General features: G+C 65.2%; 23 protein-coding genes. 1 reads left to right on the top strand and 22 read right to left on the bottom strand.

All coding sequences use genetic code 11. The features are described 5' to 3' along the window. Position 1 precedes the first annotated feature (1 nt). From truB to rimP, 6 genes are all read right to left on the bottom strand, one after another. Complete coding sequence (gene truB, locus FXB41_RS01345; RefSeq protein ID WP_007598345.1) at positions 2–1,120, bottom strand: tRNA pseudouridine(55) synthase TruB; 1,119 nt, start codon at positions 1,118–1,120, stop codon at positions 2–4. After that, complete coding sequence (gene rbfA / locus FXB41_RS01350) at positions 1,117–1,548, bottom strand: 30S ribosome-binding factor RbfA (protein ID WP_007598344.1); 432 nt, start codon at positions 1,546–1,548, stop codon at positions 1,117–1,119. Before rbfA ends, truB begins: the two co-directional genes overlap by 4 nt. Positions 1,549–1,704: 156 nt before the next feature. Further along, positions 1,705–4,410 (bottom strand): translation initiation factor IF-2, encoded by a 2,706-nt coding sequence (gene infB, locus FXB41_RS01355; protein WP_219678861.1) that lies wholly within the window; start codon positions 4,408–4,410, stop codon positions 1,705–1,707. A gap of 70 nt (positions 4,411–4,480) precedes the next feature. Next, entirely contained in the window at positions 4,481–5,164 is a 684-nt protein-coding gene (locus FXB41_RS01360) for an RNA-binding protein (protein ID WP_219678864.1), read from the bottom strand. A 22-nt stretch (positions 5,165–5,186) separates the two neighbouring features. Continuing rightward, positions 5,187–6,797, bottom strand: coding sequence for a transcription termination factor NusA (gene nusA / locus FXB41_RS01365; protein WP_007603900.1), 1,611 nt, complete (start codon positions 6,795–6,797; stop codon positions 5,187–5,189). A 2-nt stretch (positions 6,798–6,799) separates the two neighbouring features. Beyond that, positions 6,800–7,579: a ribosome maturation factor RimP gene (rimP, locus tag FXB41_RS01370; RefSeq protein WP_035993842.1), complete on the bottom strand. Its 780-nt coding sequence runs from the start codon at positions 7,577–7,579 to the stop codon at positions 6,800–6,802. A 363-nt stretch (positions 7,580–7,942) separates the two neighbouring features. Here rimP and FXB41_RS01375 point away from each other — a divergent pair, with 363 nt between their 5' ends. Next, positions 7,943–9,025 (top strand): DUF2336 domain-containing protein, encoded by a 1,083-nt coding sequence (locus FXB41_RS01375; protein WP_219678867.1) that lies wholly within the window; start codon positions 7,943–7,945, stop codon positions 9,023–9,025. On the opposite strand, the gene trmB is transcribed toward FXB41_RS01375, so the two are convergent. From trmB to murJ, 16 genes are all read right to left on the bottom strand, one after another. After that, a complete protein-coding gene (gene trmB, locus FXB41_RS01380) occupies positions 9,022–9,732 on the bottom strand; it encodes a tRNA (guanosine(46)-N7)-methyltransferase TrmB (protein WP_219678871.1) in 711 nt (236 codons plus the stop codon). The genes FXB41_RS01375 and trmB overlap by 4 nt on opposite strands. Further along, positions 9,729–10,886, bottom strand: a complete 1,158-nt coding sequence (locus tag FXB41_RS01385) for a M20 family metallopeptidase (RefSeq protein WP_219678874.1) — start codon at positions 10,884–10,886, stop codon at positions 9,729–9,731. Before FXB41_RS01385 ends, trmB begins: the two co-directional genes overlap by 4 nt. An 85-nt stretch (positions 10,887–10,971) precedes the next feature. Further along, positions 10,972–11,385 (bottom strand): helix-turn-helix domain-containing protein, encoded by a 414-nt coding sequence (locus tag FXB41_RS01390; RefSeq protein WP_007598327.1) that lies wholly within the window; start codon positions 11,383–11,385, stop codon positions 10,972–10,974. Positions 11,386–11,595: 210 nt separating this feature from the next. Further along, a complete protein-coding gene (gene lnt / locus FXB41_RS01395) occupies positions 11,596–13,209 on the bottom strand; it encodes an apolipoprotein N-acyltransferase (protein ID WP_219678875.1) in 1,614 nt (537 codons plus the stop codon). Next, a complete protein-coding gene (locus tag FXB41_RS01400) occupies positions 13,206–14,324 on the bottom strand; it encodes a hemolysin family protein (protein ID WP_246648501.1) in 1,119 nt (372 codons plus the stop codon). The genes lnt and FXB41_RS01400 overlap by 4 nt, the downstream gene beginning before the upstream one ends. 1 nt (position 14,325) lies before the next feature. Further along, positions 14,326–14,835 carry an rRNA maturation RNase YbeY gene (gene ybeY, locus FXB41_RS01405; RefSeq protein WP_219678881.1) on the bottom strand — a complete coding sequence of 170 codons (510 nt, stop codon included), beginning with the start codon at positions 14,833–14,835 and terminating at the stop codon, positions 14,326–14,328. A gap of 61 nt (positions 14,836–14,896) precedes the next feature. Next, positions 14,897–15,955, bottom strand: a complete 1,059-nt coding sequence (locus FXB41_RS01410; RefSeq protein WP_219678884.1) for a PhoH family protein — start codon at positions 15,953–15,955, stop codon at positions 14,897–14,899. Between the two features lie 4 nt (positions 15,956–15,959). After that, positions 15,960–17,348: a tRNA (N6-isopentenyl adenosine(37)-C2)-methylthiotransferase MiaB gene (gene miaB, locus FXB41_RS01415; protein ID WP_219678888.1), complete on the bottom strand. Its 1,389-nt coding sequence runs from the start codon at positions 17,346–17,348 to the stop codon at positions 15,960–15,962. A 191-nt stretch (positions 17,349–17,539) separates the two neighbouring features. Continuing rightward, positions 17,540–18,220 carry an HAD family hydrolase gene (locus tag FXB41_RS01420; RefSeq protein ID WP_219678889.1) on the bottom strand — a complete coding sequence of 227 codons (681 nt, stop codon included), beginning with the start codon at positions 18,218–18,220 and terminating at the stop codon, positions 17,540–17,542. After that, positions 18,221–18,676, bottom strand: a complete 456-nt coding sequence (locus FXB41_RS01425; protein WP_007598312.1) for a Fur family transcriptional regulator — start codon at positions 18,674–18,676, stop codon at positions 18,221–18,223. A gap of 38 nt (positions 18,677–18,714) precedes the next feature. Then, positions 18,715–19,200: a ribosomal protein S18-alanine N-acetyltransferase gene (gene rimI / locus FXB41_RS01430; RefSeq protein WP_219678890.1), complete on the bottom strand. Its 486-nt coding sequence runs from the start codon at positions 19,198–19,200 to the stop codon at positions 18,715–18,717. Then, complete coding sequence (tsaB, locus tag FXB41_RS01435) at positions 19,197–19,892, bottom strand: tRNA (adenosine(37)-N6)-threonylcarbamoyltransferase complex dimerization subunit type 1 TsaB (RefSeq protein ID WP_219678893.1); 696 nt, start codon at positions 19,890–19,892, stop codon at positions 19,197–19,199. Before tsaB ends, rimI begins: the two co-directional genes overlap by 4 nt. 84 nt (positions 19,893–19,976) lie before the next feature. Beyond that, entirely contained in the window at positions 19,977–20,546 is a 570-nt protein-coding gene (locus FXB41_RS01440) for a NifU family protein (RefSeq protein WP_219678898.1), read from the bottom strand. A gap of 183 nt (positions 20,547–20,729) precedes the next feature. After that, positions 20,730–21,224, bottom strand: a complete 495-nt coding sequence (locus tag FXB41_RS01445; protein ID WP_219678900.1) for a universal stress protein — start codon at positions 21,222–21,224, stop codon at positions 20,730–20,732. 106 nt (positions 21,225–21,330) lie between these two features. After that, positions 21,331–22,383: a tryptophan--tRNA ligase gene (gene trpS / locus FXB41_RS01450; RefSeq protein ID WP_219678902.1), complete on the bottom strand. Its 1,053-nt coding sequence runs from the start codon at positions 22,381–22,383 to the stop codon at positions 21,331–21,333. Between the two features lie 73 nt (positions 22,384–22,456). Further along, positions 22,457–24,007, bottom strand: coding sequence for a murein biosynthesis integral membrane protein MurJ (gene murJ / locus FXB41_RS01455; RefSeq protein WP_219678905.1), 1,551 nt, complete (start codon positions 24,005–24,007; stop codon positions 22,457–22,459). Positions 24,008–24,020: the final 13 nt, after the last annotated feature.

Raw genomic sequence — 24,020 nt, forward strand, 5'->3', positions numbered from 1 at the left:
GTCAATTTCTCTCGTTGCGATCGGCGCTGGCAGTCAGGCCGGTCAGGTTGAACACACGCTTGGGGATGATTTCGCCATTGCCGACTTCGGCAAGCGCGAGAAGCCGGCCTGCCACCGTGACATAGACTGTGCCGCTACAAGTGGGCGCATCCCGTCCGCGCAACAAAACGGCTTGGCCCCGATGGAGCCTTGCCGCATCAGCCCGAGTGACGGCCAGTGCCGGGATGTCGTCCAGCGCGGTCTCAACGGGCATAAGCGCGTCGGCGAGGCTACCCTCGCCGGACGCGGCTCTATCGCACAAAGCCTCCAACTGATCCAGCGGAATCATGTCGTTCTCGCCAAATGGGCCGACCAGGGTCCGCCGCAGCGCGCAGATATGGCCGTAAGTGCCGAGAATCCGGCCCATATCGCGGGCCAGCGCGCGGACATAGGTGCCCTTGCCGCACTCCGCCTCGAACACGGCCCGGTCGCTATCCGGTTGATCTACAAGGCTTAAGCGGTGAATTTCGACCGGCCGGGGGGCCAGTTCCACGATCTCGCCGTCGCGGGCGAGGTCGTAGGCGCGCTCGCCCTGGACCTTGATCGCGGAATAGCGCGGCGGGATCTGCTGGATCACCCCGGTGAAACGGGGCAGCAGGGCCTCGATGGCCTCCCGGGTCGGGCGCTGGTCCGAGGTTGCGGTCGCCCGGCCCTCGATGTCGTCGGTGTCGCGCTCCTCGCCCCAGCACACCGTGAACCGGTAGCGCTTGCGGCCGTCCATGACGAAGGGGACGGTCTTGGTGGCCTCGCCGAGCGCGATCGGCAGGCCGCCGGAGGCGAGCGGATCGAGCGTGCCGGCATGGCCGGCGCGCTTGGCGTTGAACAGGCGCTTGAGCACGGCAACAGCCTGCGTCGAGGTCATGCCGATCGGCTTGTCGAGCACGACCCAGCCGTGGACGTCGCGGCGATCGCGGCGCGGCTGGTTGCCCTTCTGCTTGTTGGCGCGCGGATCGTTGTTGACGCGGCGCGGCTCCTGGTGCGGCTGAGAATTGCCGCTCACATCCGCAAAATTATTTTTCTGCACGTCGAGCTGATCGGCCTCTTCGCCGCCGATCGTGCCGTGAGCCGGGTCCATCGTCATCGTTCTTCTTCCCGATCCGTATCCGGATCCTGTTCCAGGTCCTTCTGCACCGCGGGTGTTCGCAAAAGCTTCTCGATCCGTTCCGCTTCGTCGAATCGTTCGTCGACGCGGAAGCGAAGGTCAGGTGCAAATTTCAGGTTAACGCGCCGCGCGACCTCGCCGCGCAGGAATTTCTTGTTGCGCTCGAGCGCAGCGAGGACGACCTCGGTGTCGCGGCCACCGAGCGGCATCACGTAGACTGTCGCGAGCTTCAGGTCGGGCGACATCCGCACCTCCGGCACGGTGATGATGTGGCCTTCGAGGTCAGCATCATGCACGCTGCCTTGCGCCAGAATCTCGGCTATCGCATGGCGAACCTGCTCGCCGACCCGCAACTGACGTTGCGAGCCGCCGGACGCGGAACTCTTTTTCTGATGATGGCGGGGCATGGTCTGAAAATCACCTCGTCATGCCCGCGTTTGGGACACGGGCATTGTCATTTGTCTTGCTGAAACGAAGAGGGGTGGATGGCCGGAAAAAATCCGGCCATCGCACTCCCGCAATTCAGTTCAAAAAAGATCCAGGCGCTTCGGTAAGATTTGGACTTACAGGGAGCGCTGGATCGTCTCCACGCGGTAACACTCGATGACGTCACCGGCGCGCATATCGTGATAGTTCTCGAAGGCCATGCCGCATTCCTGACCGGACTGGACTTCCTTCACTTCGTCCTTGAAGCGCTTCAGCGTCGACAGCTTGCCCTCGTGCACGACGACGTTGTCGCGGATCAGACGCACGTTGGCGCCACGTTCCACGGTGCCATCGGTGACGCGGCAGCCGGCGACCTTGCCGACCTTGGAGATGTTGAAGATCTCCAGGATCGCGGCATTGCCGAGCATGGTTTCCCGCAGGGTCGGCGCGAGCAGGCCGCTCATGGCCTTCTTCACGTCGTCCACGAGGTCGTAGATGATGTTGTAGTAACGGATCTCGATGCCGTTGCGCTTGGCGGCCGCAGCGGCCTCCTTGTTCGCACGAACCGAGAAGCCGATGATCGCGGCGTTGAAGCCTTCCGCGAGCGTCACGTCCGATTCCGAGATGCCGCCGACACCGGCATGCAGGATACGCGCGGCGACTTCGTCGGTGCCGAGCTTCTCCAGCGAGCCGAGGATCGCTTCCAGCGAGCCCTGCACGTCGGCCTTGATGATCAGCGGGAATTCCTTGCGGCCCGCCGTCTTCAGCTGAGACATCATCTGCTCGAGCGAGCCGCGCATGCCGGAGATCGAGGCAGCCGCGTTCTCGCGCTTCTGGTGCGCGCGGTAGCTGGTGACCTGGCGGGCGCGGGCTTCGTTCTCGACCACGGCGAGACGATCGCCGGCTTCCGGCGGACCGTTGAAGCCGAGCACCTCGACCGGCACCGACGGACCTGCCTCCTGCACCGTCTCGCCCTGATCCGAGATCAGCGCGCGGACGCGGCCCATTTCAGCGCCGGCGACGATGATGTCACCGACACGGAGCGTGCCGCGCTGGACCAGAACGGTCGCGACCGGACCGCGGCCACGATCGAGCTTGGCTTCGATCACGGTGCCTTCGGCCGGACGATCCGAATTGGTCTTGAGGTCGAGGATGTCGGCCTGGAGCGCGATCATCTCGAGCAGCTTGTCGAGATTGGTCTTGTTCTTCGCCGACACTTCGACGTCGACGACTTCGCCGCCGAAGGATTCCACCTGCACCTCGTGCTGGAGCAGCTCGGTGCGCACGCGCTCGGGCTTGGCGTCGGGCTTGTCGATCTTGTTGATCGCAACAATGATCGGCACCCGCGCCGCCTTGGCGTGGTTGATGGCTTCGATCGTCTGCGGCATCACGCCGTCGTCGGCCGCAACCACCAGCACGACGATGTCGGTGACCTTGGCGCCGCGGGCGCGCATCGCGGTGAACGCGGCGTGGCCGGGCGTGTCGATGAAGGTAATCTTCTTGCCGCTTTCGGGCGACAGCACCTGATAGGCGCCGATATGCTGGGTGATGCCGCCGGCTTCGCCGGAGACGACATTGGCATGACGGAGCGCGTCGAGCAGCGAGGTCTTGCCGTGGTCGACGTGACCCATCACGGTCACCACCGGCGAGCGCGGCTCGGTGTCGGTGGAATCGTCGATGGCGTCGAACAGGCCTTCTTCAACGTCGGACGCGGCAACGCGCTTGACGGTGTGACCAAGCTCCTCGGCGATCAGTTGCGCAGTGTCGGCATCGATCACGTCGGTGATCTTGTGGATCGCGCCCTGCTTCATCAGCATGCGGATGATTTCCACCGCGCGCTCCGACATGCGGTTGGCGAGCTCCTGGATGGTGATCGCTTCCGGAATGACCACCTCGCGGATGAGCTTTTCTTTCGGCTCGTTCGCGGCATGGCCCTTCAGGCGCTGGGTGCGACGGCGGAACGAGGCGATCGAGCGCTCGCGGACGTCGTCGGCATTGAAGGCGGTGACGACCGTCAGGCGGCCGCGCTCCTTCTGCGGGCCGGGCTTGTGGGTGGGCTTGGGAGCGACCACAGGCCGCGCAGCGCCGCCGGGGCCGCGACGGATCTGGCGCGGACCTTCGTCCTCGTCCGGTCCGGCTGCGACAGCGGGGGCGCGGCCCACCGGGCCTCCCGGCCGCTGCGTGGTCGTTCCGGGCCGCGCGGTCGTTGTTCCCGGGCGTGCCGTGGTGGTTGTACCGGGCCGCGCCATCGGCGCTCCGGGCCGCGCTGCAGGAGCGGCCGAGGTCGCCGTTGCAGGGCGGGCCGCGGATTGCGGTTGCTCGCCTTCGCCAAAACGCTTCTTGGCCTCGGTTTCGGCCTTCCGCTTGGCTTCCTCTTCGTGGCGGTGACGCTCCTCCTCGGCCTTGCGACGGGCCTCGGCGGCCTCGCGATCGGCACGCTCGGCGCTTTCGCGGACCGCGCGGCGCTGGGCCTCTTCCTCGGCATGGCGGCGCTCTTCGACTTCGCGCACCTTGGCATCGGCCAGCGCGCTGGCGCGGGCGGAACGTTCGTCCTCGGTCAGCGTACGCAGCACCACACCGGAGCCGGCGTTGCGCGGCGGCGCGGGGCGGGCCGGAGCAGGCTTGGGCGCGGCGGCGGCCGGCGCGGGCTTCGCCACCTCGGCCACCTGCGGCTCGGGGCTGCCGTCGACACGGCGCTTGCCACGCTTCTCGACCACGACCTGCTTGCTACGGCCATGACTGAAGCTCTGGCGCACGGTGCCCGTTTCGACGCGCGGCTTGAGCGATAGCGTCTTGCTCGGAACGCTCAGCTTCTTGTCGCCAGGGGTCTTGGTATCAACCATTAAGCAGTCCTAATCCTGATCTTGTTGTCTTGTGCGTTGCCGCACCGTGCTATCGGGTGGTCGTTGTCTCTCAGAAATCCTGGCCGGGCTTTTCGGCAGTCCTGTCAGCGTCCGCCATCCGGTATCGGACCAGCATCTGGCTACGTGACAGGAATGACTTGCTCGCCGGGCCCGCGAGCAGGGCAGCATGTATCACATTTGACCGGGTAAGTGCCAAATCCAATTCTGTCGATTTTAGTGCGGTGACGACGGGAATCGGCGGCTTGGCGCCGCGATTTCCCTCATTTTGACGCGCCAGCATGTCCAATTTGCGGATTCCGTCCGCGGCCCCGTCGCTGGCATGGATCAGGACCTCGACCGTACCTTCCCGAAGCGCGCTTTCGACCTTGCCGAAACCGGCGATGATCTGGCGCGCCTTGGCCGCAATCCCAAGGGCTTCGACCACGCTCCGGACCAGGAGCGCCTCGAGGTCGGCGGGAAGCGTCTGAGGGATGCGCAGCTCGCGCTTGAAGGCTTTGGTAAAATGGTGACGCCGAACGGCTTCCGCAACCACCTCGCGCGAGGCGGTGACCCACATGCCGCGTCCGGGCAGCTTGCGCTTGAGATCGGGAACTATGTGCCCTTGGGGCGAGACGACGAAGCGGATCAGCTCGTCGATCGGCCGGACCTCGCGGCTGACCGCACACATCCGCATGGTCGCGGACCTTTCGGTCCGCGGTCCATGGTCGAGTTCGGGGTCAGTATCGGCGAGCATCCGGGTGACATCCTCCTTCGCCCTAAGCCGGCTGATCTTCGGTCGCCTCGGCCTCTTCGGCGGGCTTGGCGAGATCGGCCTCGGTGATCCAACCGGCCTTGACGCGGGCCTGCATGATCATCGCTTCAGCATCGTCACGGGAAATTTCGAGGCCGTCGAGCGCGCCCGGATATTTGGTCTGCTCGCCGCCTTCCTTGCGCTCGGTCCAGCCGACCAGATCGTCCGTAGCGCAGCCAGCGAGGTCGTCCACCGTCTTGATGTCGTTCTCGCCGAACTTCACCAGCATCTTCGAGGTGACGCCGGGCACGTCCTTGACGGCGTCCTCGACCCCGAGCTCCTTGCGCCTGGCCTCGAGCTCGGCTTCCAGCTGTTCGAGATATTCACGGGCGCGGTTCTGGAGCTCCTGCGCGGTCTCCTCGTCGAAACCTTCGATGCCGGCGAGTTCCTTGACGTCCACCATCGCGAGTTCCTCGACCGACGTGAAGCCTTCCGACGCCAGCAATTGGCCGACCACTTCGTCGACATTGAGAGATTCCATGAAGACGCGGGTGGAGTTCTCGAAATCGGCCTGGCGGCGCTCCGATTCCTCCTGCTCGGTCAGGATGTCGATGTCCCAGCCGGTGAGCTGCGAGGCCAGTCGCACATTCTGGCCGCGGCGGCCGATCGCCAGCGAGAGCTGGTTGTTGGTGTCGGGCACGACGACCTCGATGCGCTCGCGGTCTTCGTCGATGACGACCTTGGAGACTTCGGCCGGCGCCAGCGCGTTGACCACGAAGGTCGCGATGTCGGGCGACCAGGGGATGATGTCGATCTTCTCGCCCTGCAATTCGTTCACCACCGCCTGCACGCGCGAACCGCGCATACCGACGCAGGCGCCGACCGGATCGACCGAGGAATCACGGGAAATCACGCCGATTTTCGCGCGCGAGCCTGGATCGCGGGCAACCGCCTTGATCTCGACGATGCCGTCATAGATCTCGGGCACTTCCTGCGCGAACAGTTTTGCCATGAACTGCGGATGGGTGCGGGAGAGGAAGATCTGCGGGCCGCGGGTCTCGCGGCGGACGTCGAAGATGTAGGCGCGGACGCGGTCGCCGTTGCGGAACACTTCGCGCGGCAGCATCTCGTCGCGGCGGATGATGGCCTCGCCGCGGCCGAGATCGACGATGACGCTGCCATATTCGACGCGCTTGACGACGCCGTTGACGATGTCGCCGATGCGGTCCTTGAATTCCATATATTGCCGGTCGCGCTCGGCTTCGCGCACCTTTTGCACGATCACCTGCTTGGCCGACTGCGCGGCGATGCGGCCATATTCCAGCGGAGGCAGGGTGTCGGCGATGGTGTCGCCGACCTGGGCACCGGGATTGGCGCGCTGCGCATCCACCAGCGAGATCTGGTTCGAATGGTTTTCGACCGTCTCGACCACCAGCATGTGGCGCGACAGCCGAAGCTCGCCCTTCTTCGGGTCGATCTCGGCGTGAACGTCGGTCTCGCTGCCGTAACGGGCCCGCGCCGCCTTGGCGATGGCATCCTCCATCGCCGCGATGACGATGCCGCGGTCGATCGATTTCTCGCGCGCAACGGCGTCGGCGATCTGAAGCAATTCAAGTCGATTGGCGCTGACTGCCATGGCTAGTCTCCTTCGTCAGGATCGATCTCGCCCCGCCGCGCGCGTTCGGCGGCCAAGCGATGTTTCTTGGTATTGGTCGGAGCCGGCTTTTTCGTCGCGGCCGGCGCCGGCTTCTTGGTCGGTTTGGTGTTCTTGGTCGTTTTTTCGCTGATGCTGGCGTGCGGCGCCGCCGGCGGCTCGAGGCCGAGATTGCGGCGCATCTCGCGTGCCTGGGCCTTGCCGCGGCGCATGGATTCCGCGATCAGCTCGTCGGTCAGCACCAGCCGGGCCTCGGCGATGTCTTCCATCGTCAGGAGAACGTCGGCAGTCTCGCCCGCCTTGACGTCGTCGCGATGCAGATGCACGCGGTCGCCTTCGACGGGGCCGATCGTGCCGCGGAACCGCTTTCGGCCCTCATGGGCGACCGCCATCTCGACCTTCACCAGATGGCCGACATAACGCTCGAAATCGGAGCGGCGCACCAGCGGGCGGTCGATCCCCGGTGAGGAGATTTCCAGCCGATAGGCGCGATCGACGGGATCGGCGACGTCGAGCACTGGCGACAGCGCCCGCGAGATCGCCTCGCAATCCTCGATCTGCATGGAGCCGTCCGGCCGCTCGGCCATAACCTGCACGGTGCAGCCGGATTCCCCGGAAATGCGGATCCGCACCAAGCGGTAGCCCATGCCTTCGAGCACCGGTCCGGCGACCGCGGACACCCGTGCCGCCACGCCCGGCTCGACTACGAGCCTCGGCTCGGCCAGCAATTCGGCATCCGTGGAACCAGGGTTCGGTTCGGTCATGGCAGAGGTCAAGGCGCTCGATATGGTTAAGGCTTGGTTTAAGATCTCAAAGCTCGCTTCGGAACTCTCCCGACAGATCGCCGGGCCGCACATCTTTCACCAAGCCGCGTTCAGGTAATAAAAAAGAGCGGGTCCTTTCGGGCCCACTCTCACTACGCGGATCGTATGAGAAGATGAATTAGCGCTGATATAGCCCTTTCCGTCTTCCCGGACAAGGCCCATGCAGGGCAGGCTGGGCTTTTTGCGCCCTGCCTGCGGCCCCGCGCAACGCTTCCTTCACCTCCGAGGCCTAAATTCCCCGATTGTGGGGCGGCTTGGACCAAGGGCGCACCCGCGGCGTGCCCCGTACGAGTTTGCGTTTTCATGACCGTTGCCACGTCGCTCATTCCCGGACTGGACGATATCGTCAAACGCGGCGACCCGCGGCGTCGCGGCGAGATCGCGCACGCCATCTCCCAATTGTTCTTTCAGGACGCCGAGAACCTCCGTCCCGATGTCATCGATCTCTTCGACAATCTGCTGATCGATCTCGTCCCGCATGCCGAGCTTGCCTCGCGCGTCGATCTCGCCGAACGCTTCTCACGCCTGAGCAACGCGCCCCGGCATCTCGTGAATCAGCTCGCGCGCGAAAACGAAATCGCGGTGGCGGGTCCCGTGCTGCGCCATTCCCCCGTGCTCGACGACGATGCTCTCGTCGAGATCGCGCGACTGAAGGGCCAGGGCCATCTGCTGGCGATGAGCGAGCGCCCCACGCTGTCGGCTGTCATCACCGACGTGCTGGTCGAGCGCGGCGATCGCGACGTGGTGCGCCGCGCCGCCGGCAATTCCGGCGCGGAGTTCTCGCCTGGCAGCTATTCCGAGTTGATCAAGCGTGCCGCGCAGGATGGCGTGCTGACCCTCAGGATCGGCCAGCGTAGCGATCTTTCGGGCGAGAACCTGAAACAGCTTCTTGACGGTACGCTCGACGTCATCCGCCGTCGCCTCTCGAGCGTGGTCAATCCCGTGCGCCAGGTCGAGATCAAGCGCGCCATGGCGGCCATCGAGGAAGCCACGCTGCCGCCGGGCCCGCGTCGCGATTTCTCGGGAGCGCAACGTACGATTCTGGCCTTGCATCGCGGGGGCCATCTTGGCGAGAGCGCGCTGTTTGGCTTCGCGAAGGCCCACAAATACGAGGAGGCGATCGCGTCGCTCTCGGCGATGTCCGGCGTCCGCCTCTCTGTCCTCGACCGCCTGATCACGGGTGACCGCTACGATCCAATTCTGGTTCTGGCACGTGTGCTGAATGTCAGCTGGCCGACGGTGCGGGAGCTGATCCTGATGTGGTACGGCCCGAATCGCACGCCAGCCGATGCCGACCTTGAGCAGGCGCGCGCGAACTTTACTCGGCTGATGCCGACGACCGCAGAGCGCGTCGTGAATTTCTGGCGCAACCGGCAGACGATCTAGACCCGCCTGAATCGCAGATACGCCGCCTTGCGGCCTTCGCGCGTGGCCTTTCGGCCGTAGCGCGTCATCGTGTATCCGTCCCACGGCAGGCGAAAATCATCGGCGCGCTCCGCGAGCCAGACAAAGTCCTGCGAACGCGACAGATGCGACAGCGTCCAGGCGCAATAATCGTCGATGTCGCAGACGAAACGAAATTCGCCGCCGGCTTTCAGCACGCGCGCCATCGCGGCGATGGTCCGGTCCTGCACGAAGCGCCGCTTCCAGTGCCGCCGTTTCGGCCAGGGATCGGGATGGATCAGGTCGATCCGCGACAGCGAAGCCTTCGGCAGCCAGGCCAGGAGCTCGGCGGCATCGCCTGCGAACAGGCGGATGTTGCCGATCTCGGCGGCCTCGATCTGCGCGAGGATCTTCGCCATGCCGTTGACGTAAGGCTCGCAGCCGATGAAGCCGGTTGTGGCGAAGTTTTGCGCTTCTGCCGCAAGATGCTCGCCGCCGCCGAAGCCGATCTCGAGCCGCAAATCGTCGACGGCGGGGCCGAAGAGCTCGCGGGCATCCGCCGGTGCTTCGCGGTCGATGGCGAGCGCAAGGCGCGGCAGCAGATGATCGATCAGCTCGGCTTGGTGCTGCCTGAGCTTGTGGCCCTTGCGGCGTCCGAAGAAGGCGCGCTCGCTGTCCTCGCGATCGGGATCTGATTTGCGCTCACTCATCGTAGCGTCTGGTACAGGCGATGGAGCAGCCGCGCGCGCGGTTCGAGCGACGAGACATAGAGCTGCTCATAATGGGTGTGCGCGCCCTTGCCGTCGACGCCGAGCCCGTCGAGCGTCGCGGTGTGGGCTGCGGTGAAATTACCGTCCGAGCCGCCGCCGGTGTGAACGTCGACCAGCTCGAAGCCGATCTCCGTGGCCACGGTCTTTGCATGTTCGTACAGCGAGGCGCCTGCATTGCTCTTCTCGTAGGGCGGACGATTGAGCCCGCCCGTGACCTTGACGGTGACGCCATCCGTCTTCGATGTCAGGGCGAGGATCTTGCCGACGAATTCATCCGCGTCCTTGAAGCTCGGCACGCGCAGATCGATTTCGGCATGGGCTTCTTCCGGCGTCACGTTGGGCCGCGTGCCGCCGCGCACCACCCCGACATTGACGGTGACGCCGCGCGCCAGATCGTTCATCGCTTCCAGCGCCAGGATGACATTGGCGAGCTCGCGGATCGCGCTGCGGCCATCCTGGGGCCGCGTGCCGGCATGCGCGGGCACGCCCTTGATGAACACTTCGAATCGCCCGACGCCCTTGCGGCCGGTGACGATCTTGCCACCGTCGCGGGCCGGCTCCGTCACCAGCACGTATTTCGCCTTGCGCCCTTCGGTCTCGATGAGTGCGCGAGAGGTGGGGCTGCCGATCTCCTCGTCGGAGGTGAACAGATGGGTGATGCCGAGCGGCGGGCGATCGGCCGTGGCACAAAGCGCGCGAAAGGCGTGATGGGCGATGTAGGCGCCGCCCTTCATGTCGTAGATGCCGGGACCGAACGCGCTGTCGCCTTCGACCTTGAACGGCAGGCGCTCGATGAATCCCATGGGATGAACGGTATCGAGGTGGCTCAGCACCAGGATGCCGGGCCGGTCCTGGCCCCAGGTCGAGCGCGCTACGAGATGATCGCCGCAACCATCGACGCCGGCGATGCGCTCGAGCGTAACAGGGAGATCGCGGTATTGCTCCGCGACCATCGAGACCAGCTTGTTGACCTGTTCAGGCGTGTCCGTTGGCGTCTCGACCTCCACCCAGCGGCGGATGCCATCGAGAATAGTTTGGGAATCGAACCAATTGGAGCTGACCATGAGCGCATCTGTGCCTTTGAATCGCATCATCGAGGAGGACGCGCATCAAAGCGCGGCCGCAAATGACGACATAGGCCAGATTTGACGCAGTCTCAAATCGGATTGAGAGGGCGCGTCAGCGCTTGTCGGGGCCTTCGCGGGCCGCGATCTGCTCGACGAGATCGACGATCGAGCGGCGCATCTTCGAATCCGTGATTCGGGTGAACGCTTTGGTCAAAGCGAGTCCTTCGGAAGTTGCGAGGAAATCCGAGACGTAAGACGGCGATGCGCCTTCCGCGAAGCCGTCCGGCCCCGCCACGCCGCTCGGACCGCCCTCGAACAGGAAGGACACCGGCACCTGGAGAATTTCGGCAATTTGCTGGATGCGGCTCGCGCCGACCCGGTTTGTGCCCTTCTCGTATTTCTGCACTTGTTGGAAAGTCAGGCCCAAAGCTTCACCGAGCTTTTCCTGGCTCATGCCCAACATGATGCGGCGCATCCGCACGCGACTGCCGACATATTTGTCAACAGGGTTGGGCGCTTTCGACATTTCCTCAGCCCTCCAAACATCACCTTCGGCGCAATCAGGAATGCCTCAGGTGTAAGCAACGTCAAAATCAGACCCTGTTATTGGAAAACATTGCGGAGAAATTTAGCAATGCCCACTGTCTTTTGCAGCCGGTGCAGAATGAGGAGGCCGCGTGCAGTCTGTCAACCGTGGGACTACGGTTGTCAAAAGTTATCGGCCGCGGCTGCGTGATCAGGGGCGCCGCTTGGCAACACGTCGGCGGACCGCCAGAAACACGGCGAGCGCGACGAGCATGGCCGCGGGGACATCGCCCACGCGCGCATAGATGGTCGGCGGGATCGCGGCGGGCAGATTTGCATCCAAAACGCCTTCGATCCCGAGACCGAGGCTGGCGACGATGCGTCCCACCGGATCGATCACTGCGGAAACGCCGGTATTGGCGGAGCGAACCAGCGGCAATCCGAGCTCGATCGCGCGCATCCGCGCCTGTTCGAGGTGTTGGTAGGGGCCGGTCGAGATTCCGAACCAGCCGTCATTGGTGAGGTTCACGATCCAGCCCGGACGCTCATTGCGTCCAGCCACCTCGCCGGGAAAGATTGCTTCGTAGCAGATCAGCGGCAGCGCGGACGGTGCGCCGGGGACCGGTAGCGCATGCCGCACGGTGCCGGGAATGAAGCCACCGCGCACACGCGTGAGTTGCTCGAAACCGAGCTTCTCCATCAGACCCTGGTAGGGAAGAAACTCGCCGAACGGCACCAAATGCAGCTTGTCGTACATAGAGAGCACGCTGCCGTCGTGGTCGATCACGTAGATCGAATTATAGGCGCGGGTGATCGGCGTGCCCCGCGGCAGGTCGGGCGCGCGGACCGAGCCCGTGATCAGCACCGTGCCCTTGGGCAGAAGCTCCGCGATTTGCGCCATCGCATCGGCTTCGCGAGTGAGGAAGAACGGAAAGGCGGATTCCGGCCAGATCAGGATGGTGGCATCGCGCACGCCGGTCGATTGCGGCCCGGAGGCGCGGTCCGACAAGGCCAGATATTTCTTCATCACCTCCGCCTTGGCGGCGTAGTTGAATTTCGCGTCCTGCTGGAGATCCGGCTGCATCAGGCGCAACTTGGTGCCCGCGACCATCGTGGTCGGATGCAGCGACAGGCGGATCGCGCCGAAGATACTCATGACCAGCAGGAGCGCCAGGGCCGCGGCCGGTGCGCGCCACGCCAGGCGGCGATCGGGCGTGCGGTCGATCAGCGCCGCGGGGCTTGCGAAGATCGCAACCGTCAGGAACGTCATGCCCCAGAGGCCGATCAGCGACGCCGTTTGTGCCAGCGGCAGCGGCTCGGACAGCGCATAACCGAACGCGTTCCAGGGAAAGCCGGTCAGCGCATGACCGCGCAGCCATTCGGTGATGGTGAGACTTGCCGCGAGCGCAAGCACGCGCGTGGCGTTCTTGGTCCAGAGCAGGCGGGCGAGCGCAAAGCCCATTGCCGTGAAGATGGACAGATAGGCCGGCAGGCCCAGCACGGCGAACGGCGTCAGCCAGGCGAACACATCGGCATCGACGAAGAAGGCGTAGCCGATCCAGTAGAGGCCGGGCACGAAATAGCCGAGGCCGAACCAGTAGCCGGTCAGCGCCGCGGCGGGGACGCCGCGATATCGGCCGGCGCCGGCGCCGTCGATCAGCCAGACCAGCACCGGGAAGGTGATGAAAAGCACCGGGAAGGCGTTGAACGGCGCCAGTGCCAGCACCGAGAGCGCACCGGCAGCCATCGCGACGAGCGCGCGCTTCCATCCCCAGGTCAGGATGATGGCAAGCGCGATCTGGCGAAATCGCTGGAAAGGGCTCACTGCGGACCGGTCCCGTCGCTTGGCGGCGGGGTGGGCGTGTCGCTGGCCGACGGCTGGCTGCCATCCGGCGCAGCCTCGCGGCGCCGGCTTTCGCGCTGGGTGCGCGGCGCGGGGCGCTCCTTTCGCGTCGAGATCCGCAGTCGCTTGACCCGGCGCGGATCGGCATCGAGCACCTCGATCTCGTAATGGCCGGGGCCCGAGATCACCTCGCCGCGCACCGGCAGGCGCCCGACGAAGCTGACGAGATAGCCGCCCAGCGTCTCCACTTCCTCGCCGGCCTCCCCGGTGACGAAGTCCTCGCCGATCACGGTGCGGACGTCGTCGAGGCTGGCGCGGGCGTCGGCGATGAAGGCGTTGTCGGGCAGCCGCACGATCGAAGGCGGCTCGTCGCTGTCATGCTCGTCGTCGATCTCGCCGACGATCTGCTCGACGATGTCCTCGAGCGAGACCAGGCCGTCGCTGCCGCCATATTCGTCGACCACCAGCGCCAGATGGATGCGAGTGGCCTGCATCTGCGCGAGCAGGTCGATCGCCCGCATCGACGGCGGCACGTAGAGCAGCTTGCGGATGATGCGCGCTTCTTCGAGCGGCAGCGCGAGATCGACCGTACGCAGATCGAGCCCGGCCGGCAGCGGCTTCTTGCGCTTGGCTTTCGTGACCCCCGACACGCGCGCACGCGCGGTCATGAAGGCAAGCAGATCGCGGATATGGACGATGCCGACGGGATCGTCGAGCGTCTCGTTGTAGACCACAAGGCGCGAATGGCCGGCGCTCTCGAAGCGGTCCATCAACTCGCCGAGCGGGATGTCGCGCTTCACCGCGATGATGTCGGCGCGATGCACCATGACATCGGCGATGCGACGCTCGTGCAGGCCGAGGATGTTGCGCAGCATGGTGCGCTCGACCGTCGAGAAGCCGGTGTCGTCGGGCGTCGTGGCGTCGAGCACGACCTGGAGGTCGTCGCGTACCGAACCCGCCTTCCAGCCGAACAGGCTGCGAATGGCACGCAGTAGCCAACCTTCCGCGGTCGGGCGCATCACCTCGCCTGAGGTCACCACGACCGGTAAATTGGCCGTGTTGCGCGGATTGTCGTGAATCGGGTCCGAATCCGGCATCTCAATGCGTCCCTGGGCGGTCGGCATAGGGATCGGGAATGCCGAGATGAGCCAGGATCTCTCGTTCGAGCGCTTCCATTTCCTCGGCGTCGTCTTCGTTTTCGTGGTCGTAGCCGACCAGATGCAGGAAACCGTGCACGGCGAGATGGCTCAAATGATGATCGAACGGCTTTTGTTCCTCGTCCGCCTCACGCCGCATGGTCTCGTAGGCGATCGCGATGTCGCCGAGCATGCGCGGCGCATCGCCCGGTTTCCATTCGCCTTCCGGCTGCAGCGCGGGAAACGACAGCACGTTGGTCGGCTTGTCGATGCCGCGCCAGTTGCCGTTCAGCGTGCGGATGCCGGCATCATCGGTCAGCATCACCGCCACTTCCGCCTCCGCAACGTCTTCGTCGACATTCTCGGCGGCGGCCGCCACGGCGCGCTGGATCACGGCCTCGGATTCGGGCTCCCGCTGCCAGCAATCGGCGACGACGAGGACCTCGGTGATGGGAAAGTTGGGGTGTGACATTGTCCTTGTTCCGAACGAAGGGGCGCCGTGTCCGCGCCCATATGGTCCGGTTGCTGCCTCGTCAGGATTTACCGGCGGCCGGCCGCTGCGGCGCCCCTTCGTAGGCGGAGACGATCCGCGCCACGAGCTCGTGGCGGATCACGTCTTCGGCCTTGAAATGAACTTGCGCAATGCCTTCGACGCCGCTCAGCAGGCGCGTCGCTTCGGCGAGGCCCGAGGTCTGGCCGTTCGGCAAGTCGATCTGCGAGGGATCGCCTGTCACGATCATGCGGCTATTCTCGCCGAGGCGGGTCAAAAACATCTTCATCTGCATCGACGTGGTGTTCTGCGCCTCGTCCAGGATGATGGCCGCGTTGGTCAGCGTGCGGCCGCGCATGAAGGCGAGCGGCGCGATCTCGATCTCGCCGGTCTGCAGCGCGCGCTCGACGATGCGCGCGTCCATCAGGTCATAGAGCGCGTCGTAGATCGGGCGAAGATAAGGATCGACCTTCTCGCGGAGATCGCCGGGCAAAAAGCCGAGCCGCTCGCCGGCTTCCACCGCCGGGCGGGACAGGATGATCTTGTCGACTTCCTTGCGCTCGAACAGTTGCGCGGCATGCGCGACCGCGAGCCAGGTCTTGCCGGTGCCGGCGGGGCCGATGCCGAACACCAGCTCGTGGCGCTTCAGCGCGCGGATGTAGGAATCCTGCGCCGCCGTGCGCGCGCGCACCGGGCGCTTGCGCAAATTGATGCTGTCGAAGGTGGATTTGGCTGACTTGGCGTCGAACTCGAACAGCGAGCCCTGCGCGATCACGGCACGGATCGCGCCCTCGACCTCGCCCTGGTCGAGGTCCTGTCCCTTCACGGCCTGGGCGTAGAGCGTCTCCAGCACGCGGCGCGCGGCATCGCAGCCGTCACGCGAGCCGCCGATGGTGATGTGATTGCCCTTGGAATCGACGACGACACCGAGCCGCCGTTCGATCTGTGCCAGATGCTGGCCGTAAGGGCCGACCAACGCGGATGCGGCGCGGTTGTCGTCGAAGTCGATGACGACCTGGGTCTCGGGCGGAACCTGCATGTCGCGGTCAAATTTGCGGCTGGGAGCGATGGAAGAAGACGAATCCGATGCGCTTTTGGGCAAGGGTTCAGGCTCCAGTGGCGATGGGCGATAAAGCGGGCTCGTGCGCCATGGCGAGCTCGCCGAGGAAGCTGTAGCGTTCGAGGCTGTCGATCCGGACCGGCAGGATTTGTCCGATGATGTCGGGCGAGGCCATCACATGCGCGGGCTGGAGGAAGGCGGTCCGGCCGACGATCTGGCCATCCCTGCGGGCCGGACGCTCGAACAGCACATCGACGGTTGAGCCAATCGCAGCCTTGTTGAAGGCCGATTGCTGGCTGTCGATCAGTTCCTGGAGCCGCTCCAATCGCTGGTCCATCTCGGAGGGGGACACCGTCTCCTGCATATCCGCGGCCGGCGTTCCCGGCCGGGCGGAGTATTTGAACGAATACGCAGCAGCGTAGCCGATTTGCGTGACAAGCGCGAGGGTCGCGAGAAAATCTTGCTCGCTCTCGCCCGGGAAGCCGACGATGAAATCTGATGAGAAAGCAATGTCTTGGCGTGCGGACCGGAAACGGTCGATGACATCAAGATAATCATCGGCGGTATGTTTCCGGTTCATGGCGGCCAAAATCCGGTCCGAGCCCGACTGCACCGGCAGGTGCACGAAGGGCATCAGCGCGCCGAGATCGCGATGGGCTGCAATCAGACTATCATCGACATCGCGAGGATGGCTGGTCGAATAGCGCAGCCGCGCGATGCCCGGGAGTGCCGCGAGGTGCTCCAGCAGCCTGCCGAGCGGCCAGCTTTTTCCGTCCGGTCCCTCGCCGTGATAGGCATTGACGTTCTGTCCGATCAGCGTGAGCTCGCGTACGCCGTTCTCAGTGAGCCGCTTTACGTCATCGACGATCTTTGCCACCGGCCGCGAGACTTCCGAGCCACGCGTGTAAGGCACGACGCAGAAGGTGCAGAACTTGTCGCAGCCTTCCTGCACCGTGACGAAAGCGGAAATGCCGCGGGCGCGGATCGCGCCGGGCTTGGGCTGCGCGAGGAAGCCGAACTTGTCCTCCGCAGGGAATTCGGTCTCGACGGCGCGGCCTTCATTGCCGGCGCGCTTCAAGAGCTGCGGCAAATGATGATAGCTCTGCGGTCCGACCACGACGTCGACGGCGGGTGCACGGCGCACGATCTCCTCGCCCTCGGCCTGTGCCACGCAGCCCGCGACCGCGATTTGCATGGTGCGTCCGTCGCGCGCGGCGGCGTCCTTGGCGACGCGCAGGCGGCCGAGCTCCGAATAGACCTTTTCCGAGGCCTTCTCGCGGATATGGCAGGTGTTGAGGATGACGAGGTCGGCGTCGTCAGCGCTGGCCGTCTCCACGAATCCTTCCGGGGCCAACGTGTCCACCATGCGCTGGGCATCGTAGACGTTCATCTGGCAGCCATATGATTTGATGTGCAGCTTGCGCGGCGGCGTCATGGAACCCGGGAATGAGGTGGGAGGACCGCCCTCAGATATAGGCTGAGGCCGTGGAAATCCAGCGATTGGGGGCCTTTTCGGTCGTCATTCCGGGGCGGGACGCAGTCGCGAACCGGAATCCAGAGGTTTTGGCACGAGATTCCGGGTTCGATGCCGGCGCATCGCCCCGGAATGGCGCCGAGAGGAGGGATTCAGCCCGCCAGAGTGTCCGCAGCGACCCGCCGGACCAGCTCCGGCAATTGCCGCATATCGTCGAACGTCAATCCGGCCCCCGCGCTCCGTAGTCTTTCGGCGTGGCCTGGCGGGCAATGGCTGCCACCGTGAAAGCCCAGCACGGTCATCCCGGCGGCATGCGCGCCGGTCACCCCGGGGACGCTGTCCTCGACCACAAGACACCGCTCCGGCGCGACATTCATCTGCGTTGCGGCGAATAGAAAAAGATCGGGCGCGGGCTTGCCGCGTGCGACCTGGCTCGCGGAAAAGATGTTCGGAGCGAGCAGATCGTAGAGACCGGCGCAGGTGAGGCCGTGGTGGATCTTCTCCGGCGTGCCGCTCGACGCAACGCATTTGGGCAAATCGATTGCGCCAATCGCTGCGGCCACATGGGTGATCGGCTGCAAATCGCTGGCATAAAATTGCAGCGTCGCCGCATTCACCTGGCTTTCGAGATCATCGGGAAGATTGCGGCCGATCTCCTGTTCGACCATTCGCCGTGCGTCTTTCTCGGATACGCCGAGGAAGCGGACCAGCACCTGCTCCGATGTGATCGGATAGCCGTGCCGGGACAGCACATCCGCATGCGCGCGACAGGAGATCACCTCGCTGTCCACGAGCACGCCATCGCAATCGAAGATGACGAGATCGATCGCCACTTAACTTGTGGGTTTGTCGTCGTCGAGCGGGACGCAATAGAGCTCGAGCCGATGATCGACCAACTTGTAACCGAGCTTGCGGGCGATCTCCGCCTGGAGCTTCTCGATCTCCTCGGAGGTGAACTCGATCACCTTGCCGTCGCGCAGGTTGATGAGGTGGTCGTGATGGCTGTCGCGCATCTGCTCGTAGCGCGCGCGGCCTTCGCGGAAATCATGGCGCTCGATGATGCCCGCATCCTCGAACAGTTTGACGGTACGATACACCGTCGAGATCGAGATCTTGTCGTCGACCGCGACACAGCGGCGGTACAGTTCCTCGACGTCGGGATGATCGACCGCCTCCGCGAGCACGCGGGCGATGACACGGCGCTGCTCGGTCATGCGCATGCCGGTGGCGGCACAGCGCGCCTCGATGCCGGACGCCTTGGAAGCGGGGGAAGGTTTAAGACCAGTCATGTAATGTCCGCCTGACGGGGCGCTTTCTGCCATCAATGTTACGACAAGTCACGTCGCATCAGAAGTGCGTTCAATTGTTCCCCGCTCGGCTGCTTATAGTAGCGTTCGCGCCGTCCGACCACCACGAATCCGGTCCGGTCGTAGAGCCGCCGCGCCGGCTGGTTATTTTCCTCGACCTCGAGAAATATTGTGCGCACGCCGCGTCCTGCCAGGTGGCCGAGATGGGTCATGAGCAGCGTGCGAGAGAGGCCGCGTCCGCGATGGGCCTGGTCGACCGCGATCGAGAGGATCTCCGCTTCGTCCGCGCCGATCCGCGATACCGCGAAGCCCACGGTGTTGCGGCCGAGGCGCAACCGGTGCACCAGCGTGTTGCGCTCGCTGAGCATGCTCTCGAACTCGCCTTCGCCCCAACCGCGCGCGAACGAGGCGCCGTGGAGCTGCGCGAGCCGTGCGACGTCGCGCGCGACAGCCGGCTCGACGACGGGCGTGCCGCCGCGCCACCATTCCGAGAACCAATTCATCATGAGCTTGCGGCTTGCGCTGCAAGCGGCAGTTGCGCGGGCGGCTTTGCGTCGGGCGCCCGCAGATAGAACGGCCGCGCCGGATTTGTCGCGGGATCGGCCGCGGCGCCAAGCCATGCCACCCAGCCGATGTCGGGCGCGGGCTGCGCGTCGACCGCGACCGGCTGCGGCATATCTGTCGGCCAGCGCTCAGCGAGGATCTTCGCGGCATTGCCGACCAGATGCGGCGCGCCGAATTGCGAAGCCGCGATCGCTTCGTCGATGGGAGCGACGCCCGGCCGCACCAGCTGACTGCCGTCACCGGCCACGATCTGGAAATAGACGTGGTCGTGCCGCGCGTCGATCGCCGAGATCACCGGCGCCGCTCCGCTCTGGCCGACGACGGCGGCGGCATAGGCCGACAAGGTGGTCAGGCCGACGGCGGGCCGCTTCGCAGCGAGCGCAAGGCCGCGGGCCGCCGAAATGCCGACGCGCAGGCCGGTGAAACTTCCGGGGCCCATGGTGACCGCGATGCGGTCGAGCGCGGTGAAGGCGAGATTGGCTGACTGCATCACGCGCGCGATCATCGGCATCAGCGCTTCGGCGTGGCCGCGCTTCATCAGAAGCTGCTCCTGTGCGAGGAGCTGGCCGGAATCGGTGTCGAGAACGGCAACCGCGCACGCTTCCAGCGCGGTATCGATGGCGAGGATCAGCATGGAACGATCGTAGCACCATCTGTCATGGAATACTCGCCATCATGGCCGGGCTTGTCCCGGCCATCCACGCCTTTGCGGACCAGCCTACATCGGCCGGACTTCGACCACGTCGGGGACGAAGTGCTTGAGCAGATTCTGGATGCCGTGCTGGAGCGTCGCGGTCGATGACGGGCAGCCGGCGCACGAGCCCTTCATGTTGAGATAGACGATACCGTCCTTGAAGCCGCGGAAGGTGATGTCGCCGCCGTCATTGGCAACCGCCGGGCGCACGCGGGTCTCGATCAGATCCTTGATCATGTCGACCGTCTCGGCATCGGCCTCGTCGAAGAATTCGTCCTCGTCGTCGAGATCGGCATCGCTCGCGGCGGCACCGTCGGCGAGCAGCGGCGCGCCGGACATGTAGTGCTCCATGATGGCGCCGAGGATCGCGGGCTTGAGCTGTTGCCATTCACCGTTCGCCTTGGTCACGGTGATGAAGTCAGATCCGTAGAACACGCCGGTGACGCCGGGGACCTCGAACAGCTTTTCGGCGAGCGGCGAGCGCGCAGCCGATTCGCGGTTGGCAAATTCCATCGGTCCGCCGTCGACCACGACGCGGCCGGGAATGAACTTCAGCGTGGCGGGATTGGGAGTGGCTTCGGTTTGAATGAACATCGTTTTCTCCAGACGTCGCCGGTTCAAGGCCGGCGCGTGCTCTATCCACTAGCAGATGGCGACGGCGAACGCACGGTCAAGGGGTAAGTTGGCCGTTCACCTGTTATATCAGCGGGTTAGTGTAGGGGTGCCAAACTCCCGCGGCGTCATGGCCGGGAGCCCGGGCATGACGAGCGCCTGAGTCTACGACAGCGAATCCACGCTCTGGTCGCTCAGCGCGCCGGAAATGACCGTCACCGGCACCGGGAACGTGCCCAGCGCGTGCGCCAGCAGGTTGACCAAGGGCCCCGGGCCTTCCGCGCCCGGATTCGCGGCGAGCACCAGCATGGCGATGTCGGGGTCCTCGTCGATCACCGCCAGCAGCTGTTCCATGGCGGCGCCCTCGCGGATCACCCGTTCCGGCGTGATCGCAGCGATGCCGTTGGCGCGGCCGGCGGCACGGTCGAGCGCGGCTTCTGCCGCCTCCTGCGCCTCGGCGCGCATGATGTCGGCGACCCCCAGCCATTCCTGGCTCTGCTGTTCGGGCTCGATGATGCGGAGCATCACCACGCCGCCGCCGGCGCGGATCGCCCAGCGGCTGGCGTAATAGACCGCGCGATCCCATTCGGCGGTGTCGTCGACGATGACGAGGCATTTGGGCTTGTGACCCGGCTCGAAGCAAAGTCGCTTGCTGGTCATGCATGTCCCGGAATGTGCACGGCTGACATGCTGCCACACTCCGTCTCGCTTGGGGAGAGCAGAAGCGGCCGGCGCGTGGCGTCGGCCGCGGTTTCGCGAACGCGCCTCAGCGCCGGCGAATGAAGCCGACGATGTCCTTCGAGAGCTTCATGGTCTCGTCGGCGATCGCGCGCGCGCGGTCGGCGCCGTCGTTCAGGGTCGCGTCGATATGGCCGGGGTCGGCGACGAGGCGCTTCATCTCGCCGGCGATCGGCGCGAGTTTCGCCACGCACAGCTCCGCCAGCGCGTTCTTGAAACTGGAGAACTGGCCGCCGCCGAACTCGCGCAGCACGTCGGCCTTGGCGCGGCCCGAGAGCGCGGCAAAGATGCCGACGAGATTATCGGCCTCGGGGCGACCTTCCAGGCCCTTTTCCTCAGACGGCAGCGGTTCCGGATCGGTCTTCGCCTTGCGGATCTTCTGCGCGATGGTGTCGGCATCGTCGGTCAAGTTGATGCGCGAATTGTCGGAAGCATCCGACTTCGACATCTTTTTGGTGCCGTCGCGCAAGCTCATCACGCGCGTCGCCGGTCCCGTGATCAGGGGTTCCGGCAGCGGGAAGAACAGACCGTCGTTGGCGCCCTGCGCGCGGATGGAATCGCCGAAATCATTGTTGAACTTCTGCGCGATGTCGCGCGAGAGCTCGAGATGCTGCTTCTGGTCCTCGCCGACCGGTACATGGGTGGCGCGATACAGCAGGATGTCAGCGGCCATCAGCACGGGATAGTCGAAGATCCCGACCGAGGCGTTCTCACGGTCTTTGCCGGCCTTCTCCTTGAACTGGGTCATGCGATTCAGCCAGCCCATGCGCGCGACGCAGTTGAAGATCCAGGCGAGCTCGGCATGGCCCGAGACCTGGCTTTGGTTGAACACGATGTGCTTCTTGGGATCGATGCCGCTGGCAATGAACGCCGCGGTCACCTCGCGGGTGTTGCGCGCGAGCTCGGCCGGGCCGCCCCAGACGTCCATGCCCATCGTGATCGCGTGCATGTCGACGACGCAATAGATGCAGTTATGGGTTTCCTGCATCTTCACGAAGTTGACGATGGCGCCGAGATAATTGCCGAGGTGCAGATTGCCCGTCGGCTGGACGCCCGAAAAAACCCGTTCAACGAATGCCATGGCAGCTTCCCTGCAAGATACGGGGCGTCGTTTCCAACAGCGACGCTGCCCCGTCAAGGGAATTTCGCTAAACTCAGGCGCCGGGATCGGGCTGGGCGGGCCGCTTCAAGGCACCGGCCGCCTCGCGCCAGGACGCGACGCCGAGGATTTGCAGGAGCAAGCCATAGACGACGATTCCGGCGGCGATCTGTGATCCCAGCGCAATCAAGCGGATGAGCCCATGGGCCTGTGAAGGCAAGAGGCCCGCGGTCAGCCACAGCAGGCCGCCCATGGCGAGCGCGGCGAGCACGATTCGCGGCAGCCGCTTGCGGGCGGCGGCATCGACCGAGAAGCCGAATTCACGCGTGCCTTTCCGGAGCAGCGAGATCGCACTGCTCCAGGCGCCGGCGGCAATGCTGGCGGCGATCCCGCTTGCGCCGAAGAAATGACCGAGCAGGATCGCGAGCGCGACCGCGACCACGAACCCTTTGGCAGTCGCAAGCAGCGGCGTCATGGTGTCGCCGCGGGCAAAATAGGCCGGGGACAGCGCCTTGATCAGCACATGAGCCGGCAGCCCCAGCGCCAGCCACATCAGGGCGCGCGCCGTGGCCGCGCTGTCCTCCGCGCCAAAGGCGCCGTGTTCGAACAGCAGCCGCACGATCGGTTCCGCCAGCACGATCAGGCCGAGCGTCGCCGGCAATGCCAGCCCGGTCGCGAGTTCCAGCGCGCGCGATTCCGCATGCGCAACCGCATCACGGTCGCCACTCCTCACCGCGCGCGTCAGCTCCGGCACCAGCACGGTACCCATGGCGACGCCGACAATGCCAAGCGGTAGCTCGATCAGGCGGTTGGCGAAATAGAGCCAGGAGACCGCGGCGGGCGTGGCGGACGCGATGATCGCGCCGGCCACCATCAGCCATTGCGGGCCGGAGCTTGCGATCATGCCCGGGATCGCCTTGGCGAAGAAGCCGCGCATGTCCTTGTCGAAGCTCACGCGCAGCGGGGTCGCCAGGCGCGCACTTCGCTGCGACAGCAGCATCAGGAGCTGCAGCAGGCCGGCGATGCCGACGGTGGCCGCCAGCATCCACGCGGCGAAGGTCGCATCGGCGTGGCCCAGCAGGAGTGCTGCGATCGCGGCGATCAGCGCGATGTTGAACAGCAGCGGCGAGAACGCGGTGAGTGCAAAGCGCCCCTGCGCGTTGAGCACGCCCATCAGCACCGTGACGGGTCCCGCGAAGGCGAGATAAGGCAGCATCAGCCGCGCATTCTGGACCGCGAGATCGAGCGATGCGCTGCCGACGAAGCCCGGCGCGATGATCATGATGATCAGCGGCATCAAAAGTGCAATCACGACCGAGATTGCGATCAGGCACGCGCTGACGGTGCCGAGCACGCCTCCCGCGAACGCCGCCGCAGCCGCCTCGCCTTCGCGGTCACGAACGCGCAGCCAGGCCGGGATCAACGCCGCATTCAGCGCCCCCTCGCTGAGCAGGCGCCGCACCACATTGACGAGCTGAAATGCCGCGAGAAACGCGTCCGCCACGGCGCCGGTGCCGAGCAGCGCCGCGATCAGGGAATCGCGTGCAAAGCCCAGCAGCCGTGAAGCCAGTGTCCCCGTCGAGACGGTCAGGAAGGAGCGGATCATCGGAACTGCATAA

It is taken from the genome of Bradyrhizobium canariense (genome assembly GCF_019402665.1).
Classification (GTDB): domain Bacteria; phylum Pseudomonadota; class Alphaproteobacteria; order Rhizobiales; family Xanthobacteraceae; genus Bradyrhizobium; species Bradyrhizobium canariense.